A 16,296-nucleotide genomic window follows, 5' to 3' on the forward strand; every position below is an offset into this window, starting at 1 on the left:
CAGGCCTCGTCTGCCCCCTCTCCCCTCCGGGGAGAGGGCAGGGGTGAGGGGCACCTGCGTCCACCCGCGGTTGAGTCCCCCTCTCCCCTCCGGGGAGAGGGCAGGGGTGAGGGGTACCCGCGTCCACCCGCGATCCAGCCCCGGGAAACACGAACGCCCCGGTGACCAGGGCGGTCGCCGGGGCGTTCCAGGTGGCAGCCGCGTCGAGCGGCCGCGGTGCGGCGGTGCGGCCTAGACCTTCGAGGCCGCCACGGCCTTCTCGGCCGGGGTGACCGCCTTGGTCAGCGCGCCGACGGCGGCGCCGGCGACGGCGCCCATCACGGCGAAGAGGGAGGCGATGCCGGTGACGCCGAGGACCATGCCGAAGACGATGAGGGCGCGGACCAGGAAGGTGGCCTGGACCGGGGTGCCGACGATGCCGCCGGCGAGGAGCAGGCCGGCGTAGCCGCCGTAGAGGATGGAGGGCAGGAGGGCCAGGGCCAGGAAGGCCGCCAGGCCGATGCCGGCGCCGACGAGGGCGAAGGTCTTGTTCTGGGGCTTCGAGTTCGTGGTCGTCATGGCGTTCTCCAGTTCAGGTTGAGGTGTGGGGCCGCGTCGCGCTGCCACCTGACTCCTCCCAAATGCACCTGCCTTGCCAACCCGGCGCCCACCTGATTCCAGGGGGTTGCGTCCCAGGCTGTCGGGATCCCCCGACGCCGCGCCGCGCCAGGGGGACGAGGACCTCCCGTGGATCCCCCGGCCGCCGCTTGCTAGGGTGCGCCGCCGTGGATCCCTTCAAGCCCCATCTGGCGCAGATCGCCGACTACCCGTACTCGAAGGTCGACGCGGCCATCAAGCTCGACCAGAACGAGAGCCCGGAGGACCTGCCGCCGGAGGTGAAGGAGCGGGCCCTGGCGCGCCTCGCCGCCCTGCACTGGAACCGCTACCCGGAGCTGCACGCCGAGGACGTCCGCGCCGACCTGGCCCGCCACGAGGCCTGGCCGGAGGCCGGCGTGGTGCTCGCGCCGGGCTCCAACCTGCTCATCCTGGCGCTGGCCCAGGCCGCCACCTCGGTGGTCGACACCTCGCCGGCCTTCCCCTACTACAAGGGCGGCGCGGCGGCCGCCGGCACGCCCTACCGCGCGGTGCCGCTGGGGCCCGGCTTCACCCTGCCCCTGGACGGCCTGCTGGCGGCCATGGACGGGGCGCCGGGGGTGCTCTTCCTGCCCAGCCCGCACGCCCCCACCGGCGCCCTCTTCGCCTCCGGCGACCTCGGCCGCCTGGCCGAGAAGGCCCGCGCCACCGGCTGGCTGCTGGTGATCGACGAGGCCTACCAGGCCTTCGCCGGCACCGACGCCCGCCCGCTGGCCCGCGGCAACCCCTGCGTGGCCATCCTGCGCACCTTCTCCAAGAGCTGGTGCCTGGGCGGCATCCGCACCGGCTACCTGCTCGGCGCGCCGCGCGTCGCGGCGGTGGTGCGGGCGCTCATCCCGCCCTTCTGCATCCCGGCCCACACCAGCGTCATCATCCGCGCGGCGCTGGAGTCGCCCGGCTACGTGGCCCCGCTGGTGGAGCGGATCCGGATCGAGCGGGCCCGGCTGCTGGCCGCCCTGGCGCGCCACCCGCGCTGGACCGCCTACCCCTCGGTCACCAACTTCATCCTGGTGCGCACCCCGGACGCCCGGGCCGCCTACCAGGCGCTGCTGGACCGCGGCCTGCTGGTGCGCCGGCAGGACCACTACCCAGGCCTGGAGGGGTGCATCCGCATCTCGGTGGGCACGCGCGCCGAGAACGACGCCCTGCTCGCCGCCGCGGCCGAGGCGCCCTGAGTGGCGCCGGCGGGCCACCGCCACACCTGGCTGGAGGACGTCCAGGCCATCGTCACGGCGGCGGCCTTCGCCTCGCTCGGCCTGCGCCTCCTCTCCCACGCCGGGCTGCTCACCGGCGGCCTCACCGGGGTGGCGCTGCTGCTGACCCGGCTCCTGCCGCTCACCTTCGGCCAGCTCTTCCTGCTGCTCAACCTGCCCTTCGCCTGGCTGGCGGTGCGGCAGCTGGGGTGGCGCTTCACCCTGAAGAGCTTCGCCGCCATCGCCCTCACCTCCGGGCTGGCCGACTGGCTCCACCTGGCCGTCCGGCTGGAGTACCTGCACCCGCTCTACGCCGCGGTGCTGGGCGGGTTCCTCCTGGGGATCGCCCTGCTCATCCTCTTCCGCCACCAGGCCTGCCTGGGCGGCCTGAACGTGCTGGCCATCTGGCTGCAGCGCGACCGCGGGGTGCGGGCCGGGATCTTCCAGCTGGTGGTGGACTCGGCGGTGCTGCTGGCCTCGCTCTTCGTGGTCTCGCCCGGCACCATCGCCCTGTCGCTGGTGGGGGCGGTGGCGCTCAACGTGGTGCTGGCGGTCAACCACCGCCCGGGGCGCTACCTGGGGGCGTGAGGGTCACGGGGCCTTCGGGGCCGGCGGCTCCGCGGGCGCCGGCGCCGTGGCGCCCTCCACCTCGGTCCGCCGCACCTGCACCCGCACCTGCCTGGCCCCGCCCTGGTCCTCGACCTCGACCTCGACCTCCACCTCGGCGCCCGGCTCCTCGGCCGCGAGCTCCGCGGAGATGGCCGCCTTCAGCTCCTCCGGCGAGAGCGTCCGCTCCAGCCCGACGAGCCGGCCGGCCGCCTCCCCCACGGTGCCCGCCACCTCGCGCTCGATGGGGACGACCGAGATGGGCAGCCCCGCCAGCGCCGGCACGGCCCGCCGGAGGGTCGCGGCCACCTCGTCGAGGGCCACCGTCTCGCCGAAGAGCTCGATGCGGGTCAGCACCTGGCCGTCGCCGCGCGGCTCGCCCTGGACCCGCACCTCGAAGCGCCGCCCGCCGGCCTGCAGGGCGGCCACGGCCGCCTCCACCACCGGGTGGGCGAGCGGGCCCCCGCTCACCACCTCGATGCGCTTGCCGATCTCGGCCTTCACGTCGGCCGGCGCCTGGCTGGCCCCGCCGGCGGCCAGGAGGAGCCCACCCACCAGCGCCAGCCGCCACCCCGTGATCATGGACATGGACCGCTCCCTCCTTGACTGCGGGTGAAGCTCGCCGAACCGGGCGAGCAGCTCGGCCTCCAGCGCGGCCCGGTGGCCGCCCGAAGGAGGCGCCTCCTGGCGCCTGAAGATCCTGGTGAGCGCCATGTCCGGCCTCCGCGTCACGAGGTGAGCTCCCCGGCGCCGGCCTCGGGGGCCGCCAGCGCCGCCCGGAGGTCCCGCACCGCCCTGCTGACCCGCTGCTTCACCGCCGCCTCGCTGGCGCCGGTGAGCGCGGCGATCTCGGCGTGCTTGAGCCCATCGCCGAAGCGGAGCTCGAGGAGCTCCCGGGTCTCGGCGGGCAGTCCGTCCAGCAGCCGCGCCACGGCGAGGAGCCGCTCCCGCTCCAGCAGCCGATCCTCGGCGCCCGGCCGGCCGTCCGACCGCTCGAGCGCCTCCGGGCCGAGCGGCTCCCGGCCACCCGCCCGGCGGGACCGGGCCTCGTCCGCCAGGGCGTTGCGCGCGATGGCCAGGGTGAAGCCGAGGACCGTGCCGCGGGCCGGGTCGAGCCGCGGCAGGGCCTCGAGCAGCTGGTGGAAGGCGCGGGCCACCACCTCCTCGGCGTCGGCGGCGCTGGCGGCCCGGCGGGCCACGAACCGGGCCACCGTCGGGTAGAGGTCGCGGTAGAGCGCCACGAAGGCCCGCTGGTCGCCACCCGCGGCCCTGGCCGCCAGGCGGGCGTGGAAGGCGGCGAGCTGTTCCCACGGGAGGCGCATGGTCCACCCTCCCTACGGCCGAGGGGCTGGAAGGTGACCACCCCTGGACGTCGTGATGCGCCGGGGCGGACCCCCCGCCCCAAGAGGGCCCTGGGCGGTGGCCGGCGCCGCCCACCACCATCCTGCCCTGGTCACACCCCTGGCGCCCCAGCCTCCGAGTCAGCACATGCCCTCTTCCATGAGCCTCCCTCCTCGCTGGGCCGCCCCGCTCCTCGCCGTCGGGCTGTCGCTGGCGACCGCGCCGGCCCTGGCCGCACCCGCGCCGGTCCCCACCACCGACGCCCCGTCGCCGTCCGCGGGACCAGCCCCGGCCCGGCAGGCGTCGGCCGTCGCGCCGCTGCCCCTCGTCTCCTTCGCCCTGCCCAACGGCCTGGCCGTCACCCTGGCCCCCGACCACCGGGTGCCGCGGGTGGTGGTGGACACCTGGTTCGGCGTGGGCTCCAAGGACGAGGCCGCCGGGCGCGCCGGCTTCGCCCACCTCTTCGAGCACCTCATGTTCATGGGCACCGCGCGGGTGCCCGGGAACAAGTTCGACGTGCTGATGGAGCAGGGCGGCGGCGCCAACAACGCCTCCACCTCGGAGGACCGGACCAACTACTACTCCTTCGGCCCGGCCTCGCTCTTGCCCACCCTGCTGTGGCTGGACGCCGACCGGCTCGACGCCCTGGGCGCGGCCATGACCACCGAGAAGCTCGACCTGCAGCGCAGCGTGGTGCGCAACGAGCGGCGCCAGACGGTGGAGAACACGCCCTACGCGCTGGCCGAGCTGGTCATCCCCGAGGCCATGTACCCGGCGGGACACCCGTACCACCACTCGGTGATCGGCTCGCACGAGGACCTGGAGGCGGCCACCCTGGCCGACGTGGTGGGCTTCTTCGACGCCCACTACGTGCCCGCCAACGGCTCGCTGGTGGTGGCGGGGGACTTCGACCCGGCCGTGGTGCGGCCACTGGTGGAGCGGCTCTTCGGGGCGGTGCCGACCCGCCCGCACGTGGCGGCGCCGATGCCGCCGCCGGCCAGGCTGGAGGGCGAGGTGCGCCGGGTGGTGGTGGACCGGGTGGAGCTGGCGCGCCTGGAGCTCCTGTGGCACGCCCCGCCGGCCTACGCGCCCGGCACCGCCGAGCTGGAGCTGCTGGGGCGGGTGCTGGCCGACGGCGCCTCGTCGCGGCTGGTGAAGCGGCTGGTGCACGAGCTGCGGCTGGCCGAGGCGGTGGAGGCCGGGCTGGAGCCGCGCGTCCTCGGCTCGCTCTTCCGCGTGCAGGTCACCGCCGTGCCGGGCGCCGATCTCGAGCGGGTGAAGCGCGAGGTGCGCGCCGTGCTGGCCGGCCTGGCCGCCAACGGCCCCGGCCCCGCCGAGCTGGCGCGGGCCCGGGCCCGCGACGAGGTGGCGCTGCGGGCCACCCGCGAGGACCTGCTGCGCCGCGCCGACAAGCTCAACGAGTACCGCTTCTTCCTCGGCACCCCGGACGGCTTCGCGGCCGACCTGGCCCGGGCCGCCGCCGTCACGCCGGCCTCGGTGCGGCAGGCGACGCGCGCCCTGGGGGACGGGCACCTCGACCTGCGCATCCTGCCGCGGGTGGAGGGGGCCGCGCCGCTGCCGGCCACCGCGCCAGCCGACCTGCCGGCCCCGGCGCTGGCGCCGCCCCCGGTCGCCGCCTTCACCCTGCCCTCGGGGCTGGAGGTGCGGGCGCTGCGGCTGCCCGGCTCCGGCCTCTTCGCCGGGCACCTGGCCTTCCCGGGCGCCGAGCGGGCCGTGCCGCCGCCGCAGGCCGGGCTCTCGGCGCTGCTGGCGCAGCTCCTCACCTCCGGCGCGGGCGGGCGCGACGCCGCGGCCTTCGCCGAGGCCGCCGCCACCCTGGGCGCCGAGGTCTCGGCCGAGGTGGAGCAGGGAGCGCTGGTGGTGTCGGTGCAGGGGCTGTCGCGCCACCTCGAGCCCACCATCGACCTGCTGGCCGACGCCGTCCTGCGCCCCACCCTGGCGCCTTCCGACTTCGCGCGGGAGAAGGCGCTGCTGGCCGCCCGGGTGGACGCCCGCGCCTCCGAGCCGCGCGAGGTGGCCGCCCTGGTGGCCGGCGCCGCGCTCTTCGGCGAGGGCGACCCGCGCGGCCGGCCGGCCGAGGGGTTCGCTGGCACGGTGGCCGGGCTCTCCCTGGCCGGCGTGAAGGCCGCCGCCCCGTCCCTGCTCCACCCGCGCGGCGCGGTGCTGGTGCTGGCCGGCGACTTCGACCCGGCCGCGCTGCGGGCCGCCCTGACCCGCCGCTTCGGCGGCTGGCGCCCCGCGGCCGCGCCCCCGCCGCCGGCCCCGGCGCCCGCCACCAGCGCCGCCTCGCCGGTGCGGGTCTGGCTGGTGGACCGGCCCGGCGCCCCGCAGACGCGCATCCTGGCGGTGCGGCCGCTGCCGCCCCTGGCGGGCGCGGCGCGGGCGGCGCGGCAGCTGGCCGACGTGGCGCTGGGCGGCGGCTTCACCAGCCGGCTCAACCAGAACCTGCGCGAGAAGCACGGCTACACCTACGGCGTGCGCAGCGGCGTGGGGGAGCGCGACGGCCAGGTGCTGCTGTCGGTGGGCACCGCGGTGCAGACCGAGGTGACCGGCGCGGCGCTCGGCGAGCTGCGGCGCGAGCTCGACGGGCTCACCGCGGGCGGGCTGCTGCCCCACGAGGCGGCCAAGGCGCGCGAGACGTCCCGCTCCGACGTGGCGGCCCGGCTCGGCACCTCGACCGGGCTCTCCGGGGCGCTGCTCGAGATGGCGCTGGCGGGGCGGCCCGCCACCGCCCTGGCCGACGAGGTGGCCGCGCTCGACCAGGCCACGGCGGCCCAGGCCGACGCCCAGGCCCGCGGCGGCGCCTTCGCCTTCGACGGCCTGACCCTGGTGCTGGTGGGCGACCGCGCCGCGGTGACGGCGCAGCTCGGGCCGGCCGGGCTGCCGGCCCCCACCGTGGTGGACGCCGAGGGGAAGCCGGCCCGGTAGCGCGGGCGCGGCGAGAGGCGCCCGGCGGCGGCCGCCCTAGTGCATGCGCGGCAGCAGCGGCAGCGCCGCCACCAGCCTGGCCTCGGCCTCGGCCAGCACGGCCAGCCGGGCCCGCGCCGCCTCGCCGCCCACCACCACGGCCAGCTCCACGAAGAGGGCCTCGTGGCCGGCCTCGCTCTGCGCCAGCCGCCGGTAGAGCTCGCGCAGCCGCTCGTCCGGCAGCCGCTCGCCGAGCAGCACCATGCGCTCGCAGGAGCGGGCCTCCACCAGGGCCATCACCAGCAGCTGGTCGGTGAGCCGCCCGGGGCCGTGGCCCATGAGCTTGAGCAGCCCCTGCACGTAGGGGTCGCCCTGGTCGGTGGTGAGCCGGGCGCCGCGCCGCTCCACCTCGGCCACCATGGCGAGGAAGTGCTGCAGCTCCTCCTGCGCCAGCTTGGCCAGCGGGCGCACCAGGGCCGGCCGGTCCGGGTGGTCGGCCACCAGCTTCAGCGCGGTGGCCACCGCCTTCTTCTCGCAGTGGGCGTGGTCGATGAGCGTGGCGTCGAGATCCGAGAGGGCCACCTCGACCCATCGCGGATCGGTGGCGGAGCGCAGGATGGAGCCGCTCAGTGGCCGCCCCACTTCTTCTCGCCGGCCTCGATGCGCACCGGCAGGACGTTCTGCGGCAGCGGCAGCGGGCAGGTGGCGAAGGCGGTGAAGGCGCAGGGCGGGTTGGTGGCCCGGTTGAAGTCGAGCACCACCACGCCGCCCCGCGGCGGCGGCGCGGAGAGGAAGCGGCCGGCGCCGTAGGTCTCCTTCGGCGCGGTGCGGTCCTTGAAGACGAAGAAGAGCGCCTCGCCGTCCTGGGTGGGCTCGAGGGCGTACTCCTGCCCGTCCACCGTGAAGACGGCGCGCCCCGGCGCCAGCTGGTGGGTGGCGCCGCCGCTGGCGCTGGGCACCTCCACCGCCCGCGGCTGCGGGTAGGCCTCCCAGCGGGCCGTGACGCGCCAGCGCGGATCCGGCGGGTAGGTCTCGATGGTGGTGAAGCCGGCGCGGACCGGGCTGGCGGCGTCCCAGGTCCGGAGCGCCACCTGGCCGCCCCGCTCGATGACCATGGCCGCCTGGGTGCCGACCAGCACCCGGTCCGGGGACTCGTCGGAGTCGGTGGCCAGCGTGCGCCGCTCCACCGCGGCGCCGCCCAGCGTGTAGCCGTCGCCGGGCTCGGCCACCAGCGTCACCACCCCGTCGTCGAGCTCGAAGCGGCCGGGCAGCCCGGGGATGCGGTTGGCGCCGGGCTTGAGCCAGTGCAGGCCGGTGAGGGCCAGCCAGCCGTAGGGCTTCTTCAAGGTGACCAGGCGGCGCGCCTGCCAGGCCTTCCACTCGGCCACGAAGTCCTCGGCCGGGGGCGCGGCCAGCGCCGCCCCCGCCACCAGGATCGCCGGGAGCGCCCACGCCAGGGAGAGGAGGTTCACGGCCGGGAGGGTAACCGAGAGGCGCCGGCCGTGCACGCCCGGCCTGGCCGGTCACCCCTGCCCCCTCACCCCAGCCCTCGCCCCCAGCAGGCTGGGGGAGAGGGAGCTCCAATGGACCAGTTCCCTGCTCCCGCGGGTTGAGTCCCCCTCTCCCCGGGGAGAGGCACACCATGTCTGCCCCTAAACCCGCCAGGGAGAGGCACACGTCTGCTCCCTCTCCCCTCAGGGGAGAGGGCCGGGGTGAGGGGTGCCCGCGGCTCGGCGTTACCCGGGCAGCAGCGCCTGCACCGCGCCCGCCGCCAGCCGGGCCGGCGCCCGCGGCAGCCGGTCGAGCCGGAACCCCTCCACCAGGTCGGCGGGCAGGCAGCGGGCCCCCGGCTCCGCCAGCCCGGAGAGCGCCGCCAGCAGCCCCACCACCCGCCGCGGATCCGCCCCGCGCTCCCTCAGCTCGCCGAGCGAGAGCGCCCCGTGCCGCTTGGCCAGCCGCTCGCCGTCCTCCCCCACCACCAGCGGCACGTGGGCGAAGCGCGGCGGCGGCAGCGAGAGCGCCCGGTAGACCAGCAGCTGCCGGGCCGTCGAGGGCAGGAGGTCGTCGCCGCGCACCACGTCGGTGACCTGCATGAAGGCGTCGTCCACCGCCACCGCCAGCTGGTAGGCGGCGATGCCGTCGGCGCGCATCACCACGAAGTCGCCGGTGGCCTCCGCCACGTCGAAGGCGCAGCGGCCGTGGACCCCGTCCTCGAAGGCCACCTCCCCCGGCTCCACCAGGAGCCGCCAGGCGGGCCGGCGGTCCCCGCTGCGGCGGGTCACCTCGGCCGGGGTGAGGCCGCGGCAGGTCCCCGGGTAGCGCGGCCCGTCGTCCCCCGGGCCGTGCGGCGCCGAGGCGGCGGCCGCGATCTCGGCGCGCGAGCAGAAGCACGGGTAGACCTTGCGCCCGGCCCGCAGCCGCCCCAGCGCCTCGGCGTAGCGCGCCCCCAGCTGCGACTGCCGGTAGGGGCCGAGGGGCCCGCCCACGTCCGGCCCCTCGTCCCAGTCCAGCCCCAGCCAGCGCAGCTCGTCCAGGATGCGCTCCGCCATGCCGGTGCGGACCCGCGGCCCGTCGAGGTCCTCCACCCGCATCAGCCAGTCCCCGTCGGCGGCCAGGGCGTCGAGCCAGGACAGCAGCGCCGTCCGGGCGTTGCCGAGGTGGAGGGGTCCGGTGGGGCTCGGGGCGAAGCGGCCGCGGTGGGTCATGTCGGTGTCGACCCGCAGGAGAAGTGGCGGGACGGTCGCCCGACTGATATCCCGGGGGCGCCTCCTCGCTCAAGGCTCCCCCACCCATGTCCCGTCAAGCCGGCCTCCTCATCCCGCTCTTCTCCCTGCGCTCCTCCACCGACTGGGGCGTGGGCGAGATCCCCGACCTGGTCCCCTTCGCCCGCTGGGCGGCGGCGGCCGGGTTCGGCATGGTGCTCGGCCTGCCGGTCAACGAGGCCTCCCGCGGCCAGAACAGCCCGTACGGCGCCCTCTCGGCCTTCGCCATCGACCCGGTCTACGTGGCGGTGGACGCGCTCGACGACTTCGCCGCGGCCGGGGGCCACGACGCCCTCTCGCCGGAGGACCGCCGGCTGCTGGACGAGGTCCGCGCCGCCCCGGCGGTGCGCTGGGACGCCGTGCGCGGGCTGAAGATGCGCGCCCTGGAGCTGGCCTTCGCCTCCTTCGTGCAGCGCGAGTGGCACGGCAAGACCCAGCGGGCCCGCGAGCTGGAGCGCTTCGCCCGCGAGCAGTCCGCCTGGCTCGACGACTACGCGCTCTTCGTGGCCATCCACGACGAGCTGATGGGCGGCCGCAGCTGGACCGAGTGGCCCGCGCCGCTGCGCGACCGCGAGCGCGGCGCGCTGGCCGACGCCCGGGCCCAGCTGAGCGACCGGGTGGTGTTCCGCACCTGGCTGCAGTGGGTGGTGGACCGCCAGTGGCAGGGCGCCCGCCGCGGCGCCAACGCGGTGGGCGTGGAGCTGGCCGGCGACATCCCCTTCATGGTGGCGCCCGACTCGGCCGACGTCTGGGCCCGGCGGGAGGACTTCCGGCTCGACGCCCGGGTGGGCGTGCCGCCCGACGCCTTCAGCGCCACCGGCCAGGACTGGGGGCTGCCGCTCTACCGCTGGGCCGAGATGGAGGCCGCCGGCCACCAGTGGCTCAACGCCCGGGCCGATCGCATGGCCGCGCTCTACGGCTTCTACCGGGTGGACCACGTGGTGGGGCTCTACCGGACCTACTACTTCCAGGACGGCGCGCCGGCCGCCTTCACCCCGGCCGACGAGCCCTCGCAGATCGCCAACGGCGAGCGGGTGCTGGGCATCTTCTCGCGCGGGGCCCGGGTCATCGCCGAGGACCTCGGGGTGGTGCCGCCCTTCATCCGCACCTCCCTCGACCAGCTGGAGATCCCCGGCTACAAGGTGCAGCGCTGGGAGCGCGACTACCACGCCGCGGGCGAGCCCTTCCACGATCCGGCCGGGTGGCCGGCCGTCTCGGTGGCCACCACCGGCACCCACGACACCGACTCGGTGGCCGACTGGTACGAGGGGCTCTCCGACGAGGACCGCGTCAAGCTGCTGGCCATCCCGGCGCTGGCGCCGGTCCGCGCCCGGGCCACGGCGCGCTTCGACGACGGCGTGCGCGACGCCCTGCTGGAGATGCTCTACGGCTCCGGCTCCGACCTGCTGCTCCTGCCGTTCCAGGACTGCTTCGGCCACCGCGAGCGGGTCAACGTGCCGGGCACCGTGACCGAGCAGAACTGGACCTACCGGCTGCCGGTCTCCATCTCGCGGCTGTCGGCCGACCTGCCCTCGCGCGACCGCCTGCGCGACCTGGCGGCGCGCCACCGGCGGCTGCCCGGCCGAGCCTGAGCCGGGGTCGCGCCGTGGCCGCCCGCTTCCACCTGGTGCGCCACGCCCACGCCGAGGCCGCGGCCGCCGGCGGGGACGCGGCGCGCCGGCTCACCCCGCAGGGCCGCGCGGCCTTCGCGGCGGCGGCGCGGCGCCTGGCCGGGCGGCTGCCCCTGACCCGCATCGTCACCAGCCCCTTCGCCCGGGCCCGCGAGACCGCCGCGCTCCTCTCCACGGCCACCGGCGCCCCGGTGGAGGAGGACCCCCGGCTGGCCAGCGGGACCTCCACTGGCCGGGAGCTCCTGGCCCTGGGGGCGGCCCTGGGCCCCGGCGTGGCGCTGGTGGGCCACAACCCCGAGGTGGCCGAGGCGCTGGCGCTGGCCGGGCTGTCCCCGGCGGAGGTGCCGCCCGGCACGGTGGCGGCCCTCGACGAGCGGGGCGGGCTGCTCTGGGTCGAGCGGGGCTGAGGGGGCTCGCGGGCCGGCCAGCCGGGCCAGGATCGACCGGCCGCGCCGCCGACACCGCGGCCCCGGCTGGTATGCTGCCGGGCCGATGGCCTCCCCCGGTACCCCCACCGCCCCCGGACCGCACCCGCCGCCGCGCGCCGCCGCCGTGCCGCCCTTCCTCTCGGAGCTCGACACCCTGGTGCGGGCCCGCTACCCGCTCGTCTACCTGGTGACCAGCGAGGAGCAGCGGCTGGAGGCCCTGCTCGGCGACCTGGCCGAGCGGCACGGCAAGGCGCTGCTCGGCTGGACCGCCACGCGCGGCTTCCGGCGCCTGGGCGGCCTGAAGACGGTGACCGCGCCGGACGGGGCGCGCGACCCGGTGGAGGCGCTGCAGGCCGTGGAGCGGCTGCCCGAGCCCTCGCTGGTGGTGCTCAAGGACTTCCACCCCTACCTGGGCGATCCCGCCGTGGTGCGGGCGCTGCGCGACCTGGCCCACGCCCTCAAGTCCACCTACACCACCGTGCTGCTGCTCTCGCCGGTGCTCACCATCCCGCCCGAGCTGGAGAAGGAGATCTCGGTCCTGGACGTGCCGCTGCCCGCCTTCGACGACCTGCTGGCGCTGCTGCGCGAGATCGTCGGCGTGCTCCGGCAGAACGGGCGGGTGCCGGTGGAGCTGTCGAAGGACGACGCCCACCACCTCATCACCGCGGCCCAGGGCCTGACCCTCTCCGAGGCCGAGAACGCCTTCGCCAAGGCCGTGGCCCACGACGGCAAGCTGTCGCGCGCCGACATCCAGCTGGTGCTGGAGGAGAAGCGCCAGGTCATCCGCAAGAGCGGGCTGCTGGAGTACTTCGCCCCCGACCAGTCCCTGTCCGAGGTGGGGGGGCTGGAGCTCCTGAAGGGCTGGCTGGGGCGCCGCGGCGCCGCCTTCTCGGAGGCGGCCCGGGCCTTCGGCCTGCCCGAGCCGAAGGGGCTCCTGCTGCTGGGCGTACAGGGCTGCGGCAAGAGCCTGACCGCCAAGGCCATCGCCGCCACCTGGCGGCTGCCGCTGCTGCGGCTCGACATGGGGCGCATCTTCTCCGGGCTGGTCGGCTCCTCGGAGGAGAACCTGCGCCGGGCCATCCACACCGCCGAGAGCGTGGCCCCGGTGGTGCTGTGGGTGGACGAGATCGAGAAGGGGCTCTCGGGGCTGGCCTCCTCGGGCAGCGTGGACGGCGGCGTCACGGCCCGCGTCTTCGGCACCCTGCTGACCTGGCTGCAGGAGAAGACCGCCCCCTGCTTCGTGGTGGCCACCGCCAACCGCATCGAGCTCCTGCCGCCCGAGCTCCTGCGCAAGGGGCGCTTCGACGAGCTGTTCTTCATCGACCTGCCGGCGGCCGCCGAGCGGCAGGAGATCCTGCGCATCCACGTGGCGCGCCGCCGCCGCGACCCGGCCGCCTACGACCTGGCGGCCCTGGCCCGGGCCGCCGCCGGCTTCAGCGGCGCCGAGCTCGAGCAGGTGGTGGTGGCGGCGCTGCACGAGGCCTTCGCCGAGGGAGGCGAGCTCTCGCAGCGCCACCTGGAGCGGGCGGTGGCCGAGTCGCTGCCGCTCTCGGTGACCATGCGCGAGGAGATCGACCGGCTGCGCGACTGGGCCGCCACCCGCACCCGGCCCGCCTCGGCGGCGCGGCCAGAGCCGGTGCCCGCGCCGGCGCCCCAGCTCACCCCCTGACCCGCCTTGGCCGACGACCGCCGCCGCCGCTTCTCGCAGATCGAGCGCCCGCGCGGGCCGGGCGGCGAGGGCTCGACCACCGACCCCTCGCCCGGCACCGGCGCCCGCTTCGGCGCCGTGGGCGAGCCGGCCCGCCCGCCGCCCGGGTCGCCGCCCGGATCGCCGGCTGCCCCGCTTCCCGCTCCGCCGGGCCCCCCCATGGCCGAGCCCACGGAGCTGGCGCCCGGGCCGGACCCCTTCGGCCCGCCCACCACCCCGGTGGCGCCCGGCCACGTCGACCGCTTCCGCCCGGCCGCCGCGCCGGCGCTCGAGGTGGAGGAGCGCGGCGCGCAGAGCCAGCCCTTCGTCCGCTGCTGCCGCTGCGAGACCGACGCCTCGCGCTTCGCCTCCCGCTGCTCCACCTGCGGCGCCGACCTCGACACCGACGAGCAGCGCGCCTTCAACGAGCGGCTCTGGGCCGGGCGCCAGGCCGACGCGGCCGCCGAGGCCGAGGCCCACGCCGCCCGGCAGGTGGCGCTGGACCAGGACCGCGCGCAGCAGGCCCGGGCGCAGCGCGAGCTGCACGAGGCCATGGCCCGCGAGGTGGGCCAGCGGGAGCGCTGGCGCTACGACACCCAGGTGGGCGGCGAGCCCAGCTTCGGCCCGCCCTCGGGAGGCTGGAGCGGCTCCACCGGCTGGGGCCAGGACGGCGCCAGCTCGCCCGGCGGCGGCCTCCTCACCCCGGGCCTCCCGCTGGGCTTCCGGCTGCTCCGGCTCGTCCCCCCCGGCTGGCGGGTGGCCGTGGGCCTGCTGGTGGTGGCGGTGCCGGCGCTGCTCTTCCTGGCCTGGCCGGGCGCCGGGCTGGTGCTGGGGGCGCTGGTCCTGGGGCTGTTCACCCCCCGCTGGCGCAGCTGGCGTCGGCGCGGCTGGTAGGGGCTCCCGCGACCCCTCGAAGGTGTCGCTTGATCTCCCCCCGCCGATTGGCGAATCTCCGCGCTCTTCTGCCGCCCCCCGCCGCGCCCACCTGGAGGAAGCAGTGCCGAACGCGAGCCCCGCCCTGGTCGAGAAGGCCGTCAACACCATCCGCATGCTCTCCGCGGACATGGTCCAGCAGGCCAACAGCGGCCACCCGGGCCTGCCCATGGGCGCGGCCGACATGGCCTTCGTGCTCTGGACGCGGCACCTCCGCTTCGACCCGGACGACCCGCGCTGGCTGGGCCGCGACCGCTTCCTGCTCTCGGCCGGCCACGGCTCGGCGCTGCTCTACTCGCTGCTCCACCTGGCCGGGTTCGACTGCACGCTCACCGACCTGAAGCAGTTCCGCCAGCTGGGCTCCCGCACCGCCGGCCACCCGGAGTTCGGGCACCTGCCGGGCGTGGAGATCACCTCGGGGCCCCTCGGGCAGGGCTTCGCCAACGGGGTGGGCTTCGCCATGGGCCAGGCCATGCTCTCGGCCAAGCTGGGGCCGGGCAACCCGGTGGCCGACCACTTCACCTACGCCATCGTCTCGGACGGCGACCTGATGGAGGGCGTGGCCGCCGAGGCCGCCTCCTTCGCCGGCCACCACCGGCTCGGCCGGCTCATCTACCTCTACGACGACAACGGCATCACCATCGACGGCACGACCTCCATCACCTTCGCCGGCGAGGACGTGACGCGGCGGTTCGAGGCCTACGGCTGGCACGTCCAGATGGTGGACGGGCGGGACCACGGCGGCATCGGCGCCGCCATCGAGGCCGCCAAGGGCGACCCGCGCCCGTCGCTCATCCGGGTCAAGACGGTCATCGGCTTCGGCAGCCCGAAGAAGGCCGGCACCTCCGGCGCGCACGGCGCGCCGCTCGGCGAGGACGAGCTCAAGGCCACCAAGGCGGCGCTGGGCTGGCCGCTCGAGCCGCGCTTCCTGGTGCCGGACGACGTGCGCGCCTTCTGGGGCGAGCTGGTGGCGGAGCGGCAGGTGGGGCGCCGGGCCTGGCAGGAGCGGGCCGACCGGTGGCGCACCAACAACCCCATCGAGTCGGCCCTGCTCGACACCCACGTGGCCCGCTGGGTGCCGGCCCGCATCCAGGAGCGGCTGCTGGAGGCCGGCCCGGCCGCCGACGCCACCCGCAAGCTCTCGGCCGGCGCCATCAACCGCGCCGCCCCCATCGTGCCGTGCCTGGTGGGCGGCTCGGCGGATCTCGCCGAGTCCAACCTCACCGACATCAAGGGCGCCGGCGGCTTCTCCCCCGAGCGGCTCGACGGTCGCAACGTGCACTACGGCATCCGCGAGCACGCCATGGGGGCCATCGCCAATGGCCTGGCCTACGACGGCCTGCACATCCCCTTCACCGCCACCTTCCTGCAGTTCGCCGACTACATGCGGCCGGCGGTGCGGCTGGCGGCGCTGGCCAAGCTCCAGTCGATCTACGTCTGGACCCACGACTCGATCTTCCTCGGCGAGGACGGGCCGACGCACCAGCCGGTGGAGCACCTCTCCGCCCTGCGCGTCATCCCCAACCTGCACGTGGTGCGGCCGGTGGACGGCGAGGAGGTGGCGGTGGCCTGGGCCCACGCCCTGACGCGCAAGGACGGCCCGACCGCGCTCATCCTCACCCGGCAGAAGCTGGCGCCGGTGGAGCGCGACGGCGCCTTCGACCCGGAGCAGGCGGCGCGCGGCGGCTACGTGGTGAAGGCGCCCGCCGGGGCCACCTTCACGGTGCTGGCCACCGGCAGCGAGGTGCCGCTGGCGCAGGCGGCGCTGGCCCTGCTGGCGGCGAAGGGCCGGCTCGGCCGGCTGGTCTCGATGCCCTGCCTGGAGTGCTTCGAGGCGCAGGACCAGGCCTGGCGCGACGCGGTGCTGCCACCCTCCCTGCCCACCGCGGCGGTGGAGGCGGCCGTGGGCATCGAGTGGTGGAAGCTCACCGGGCGCGACGGCCTGGTCATCGGCATCTCCGGCTTCGGCGCCAGCGGCCCGGAGAAGGCGCTGGCCGAGGCCTACGGGTTCACGCCGGCCAAGGTGGCGGAGCGGCTGGCCGCCTGGCTCGACCAGGGGCCCAGGGCGTAGGAGACCCGCCCGGCCGGGGTCGAGCGGCGCGACGGGTAGGTCGGGGTCCCACCTGGCTGGCCGCCGCGCCCCGGCGAATCCGG

13 protein-coding genes are annotated in these 16,296 nt (G+C 76.6%); 8 read left to right on the top strand and 5 right to left on the bottom strand.

All coding sequences use genetic code 11. From position 1 onward, the window contains the following. Nucleotides 1-231: 231 nt before the first annotated feature. Nucleotides 232-558: a hypothetical protein gene (locus tag IPO09_14005; GenBank protein ID MBK9518435.1), complete on the bottom strand. Its 327-nt coding sequence runs from the start codon at nucleotides 556-558 to the stop codon at nucleotides 232-234. A 206-nt stretch (nucleotides 559-764) separates the two neighbouring features. On the opposite strand from IPO09_14005, the gene IPO09_14010 reads away from it, so the two are divergent. Together IPO09_14010 and IPO09_14015 are read left to right on the top strand one after the other, a co-directional pair. Beyond that, a complete protein-coding gene (locus IPO09_14010) occupies nucleotides 765-1,808 on the top strand; it encodes a histidinol-phosphate aminotransferase family protein (protein MBK9518436.1) in 1,044 nt (347 codons plus the stop codon). Then, nucleotides 1,809-2,414, top strand: coding sequence for a YitT family protein (locus IPO09_14015; protein ID MBK9518437.1), 606 nt, complete (start codon nucleotides 1,809-1,811; stop codon nucleotides 2,412-2,414). Nucleotides 2,415-2,417: 3 nt separating this feature from the next. Here IPO09_14015 and IPO09_14020 read toward each other — a convergent pair whose 3' ends face one another. Together IPO09_14020 and IPO09_14025 are read right to left on the bottom strand one after the other, a co-directional pair. Beyond that, nucleotides 2,418-3,146, bottom strand: coding sequence for a hypothetical protein (locus IPO09_14020; GenBank protein MBK9518438.1), 729 nt, complete (start codon nucleotides 3,144-3,146; stop codon nucleotides 2,418-2,420). Between the two features lie 14 nt (nucleotides 3,147-3,160). After that, nucleotides 3,161-3,754 (bottom strand): sigma-70 family RNA polymerase sigma factor, encoded by a 594-nt coding sequence (locus IPO09_14025; protein ID MBK9518439.1) that lies wholly within the window; start codon nucleotides 3,752-3,754, stop codon nucleotides 3,161-3,163. 178 nt (nucleotides 3,755-3,932) lie between these two features. On the opposite strand from IPO09_14025, the gene IPO09_14030 reads away from it, so the two are divergent. After that, nucleotides 3,933-6,722, top strand: coding sequence for an insulinase family protein (locus tag IPO09_14030; protein ID MBK9518440.1), 2,790 nt, complete (start codon nucleotides 3,933-3,935; stop codon nucleotides 6,720-6,722). A gap of 36 nt (nucleotides 6,723-6,758) precedes the next feature. Here IPO09_14030 and IPO09_14035 read toward each other — a convergent pair whose 3' ends face one another. Beyond that, nucleotides 6,759-8,345, bottom strand: coding sequence for a hypothetical protein (locus IPO09_14035; protein ID MBK9518441.1), 1,587 nt, complete (start codon nucleotides 8,343-8,345; stop codon nucleotides 6,759-6,761). Between the two features lie 92 nt (nucleotides 8,346-8,437). After that, nucleotides 8,438-9,406: a tRNA glutamyl-Q(34) synthetase GluQRS gene (gluQ, locus tag IPO09_14040; protein MBK9518442.1), complete on the bottom strand. Its 969-nt coding sequence runs from the start codon at nucleotides 9,404-9,406 to the stop codon at nucleotides 8,438-8,440. A gap of 86 nt (nucleotides 9,407-9,492) precedes the next feature. Here gluQ and IPO09_14045 point away from each other — a divergent pair, with 86 nt between their 5' ends. The 5 genes from IPO09_14045 to tkt all read left to right on the top strand — a co-directional run bounded on the left by IPO09_14045 (nucleotide 9,493) and on the right by tkt (nucleotide 16,213). Further along, nucleotides 9,493-11,055 (top strand): 4-alpha-glucanotransferase, encoded by a 1,563-nt coding sequence (locus tag IPO09_14045; protein MBK9518443.1) that lies wholly within the window; start codon nucleotides 9,493-9,495, stop codon nucleotides 11,053-11,055. 14 nt (nucleotides 11,056-11,069) lie between these two features. Continuing rightward, nucleotides 11,070-11,501, top strand: coding sequence for a histidine phosphatase family protein (locus tag IPO09_14050; protein MBK9518444.1), 432 nt, complete (start codon nucleotides 11,070-11,072; stop codon nucleotides 11,499-11,501). Nucleotides 11,502-11,586: 85 nt separating this feature from the next. Continuing rightward, nucleotides 11,587-13,191, top strand: a complete 1,605-nt coding sequence (locus tag IPO09_14055) for an AAA family ATPase (protein MBK9518445.1) — start codon at nucleotides 11,587-11,589, stop codon at nucleotides 13,189-13,191. Between the two features lie 6 nt (nucleotides 13,192-13,197). After that, the gene (locus IPO09_14060) at nucleotides 13,198-14,103 is read left to right on the top strand and encodes a hypothetical protein (protein MBK9518446.1); all 906 of its coding nucleotides are present in this window, start codon (nucleotides 13,198-13,200) and stop codon (nucleotides 14,101-14,103) included. Nucleotides 14,104-14,206: 103 nt separating this feature from the next. Further along, entirely contained in the window at nucleotides 14,207-16,213 is a 2,007-nt protein-coding gene (tkt, locus tag IPO09_14065) for a transketolase (protein ID MBK9518447.1), read from the top strand. Nucleotides 16,214-16,296 lie beyond the last annotated feature (83 nt).

Origin of the sequence: Anaeromyxobacter sp. (assembly GCA_016718565.1) — a bacterium.
Classification (GTDB): Bacteria; Myxococcota; Myxococcia; order Myxococcales; family Anaeromyxobacteraceae; genus JADKCZ01.

What these genes read in the sequence shown, in the direction of transcription:
- IPO09_14045 (MBK9518443.1), top strand. Translation starts at nt 9,493, where the DNA reads ATGTCCCGTCAAGCCGGCCTCCTCATCCCGCTCTTCTCCCTGCGCTCC.
- IPO09_14055 (MBK9518445.1), top strand. Translation starts at nt 11,587, where the DNA reads ATGGCCTCCCCCGGTACCCCCACCGCCCCCGGACCGCACCCGCCGCCG.
- IPO09_14020 (MBK9518438.1), bottom strand. Translation starts at nt 3,146, where the DNA reads ATGGCGCTCACCAGGATCTTCAGGCGCCAGGAGGCGCCTCCTTCGGGC.
- IPO09_14025 (MBK9518439.1), bottom strand. Translation starts at nt 3,754, where the DNA reads ATGCGCCTCCCGTGGGAACAGCTCGCCGCCTTCCACGCCCGCCTGGCG.
- IPO09_14005 (MBK9518435.1), bottom strand. Translation starts at nt 558, where the DNA reads ATGACGACCACGAACTCGAAGCCCCAGAACAAGACCTTCGCCCTCGTC.
- IPO09_14035 (MBK9518441.1), bottom strand. Translation starts at nt 8,345, where the DNA reads ATGGTGTGCCTCTCCCCGGGGAGAGGGGGACTCAACCCGCGGGAGCAG.
- IPO09_14030 (MBK9518440.1), top strand. Translation starts at nt 3,933, where the DNA reads ATGAGCCTCCCTCCTCGCTGGGCCGCCCCGCTCCTCGCCGTCGGGCTG.
- gluQ (MBK9518442.1), bottom strand. Translation starts at nt 9,406, where the DNA reads ATGACCCACCGCGGCCGCTTCGCCCCGAGCCCCACCGGACCCCTCCAC.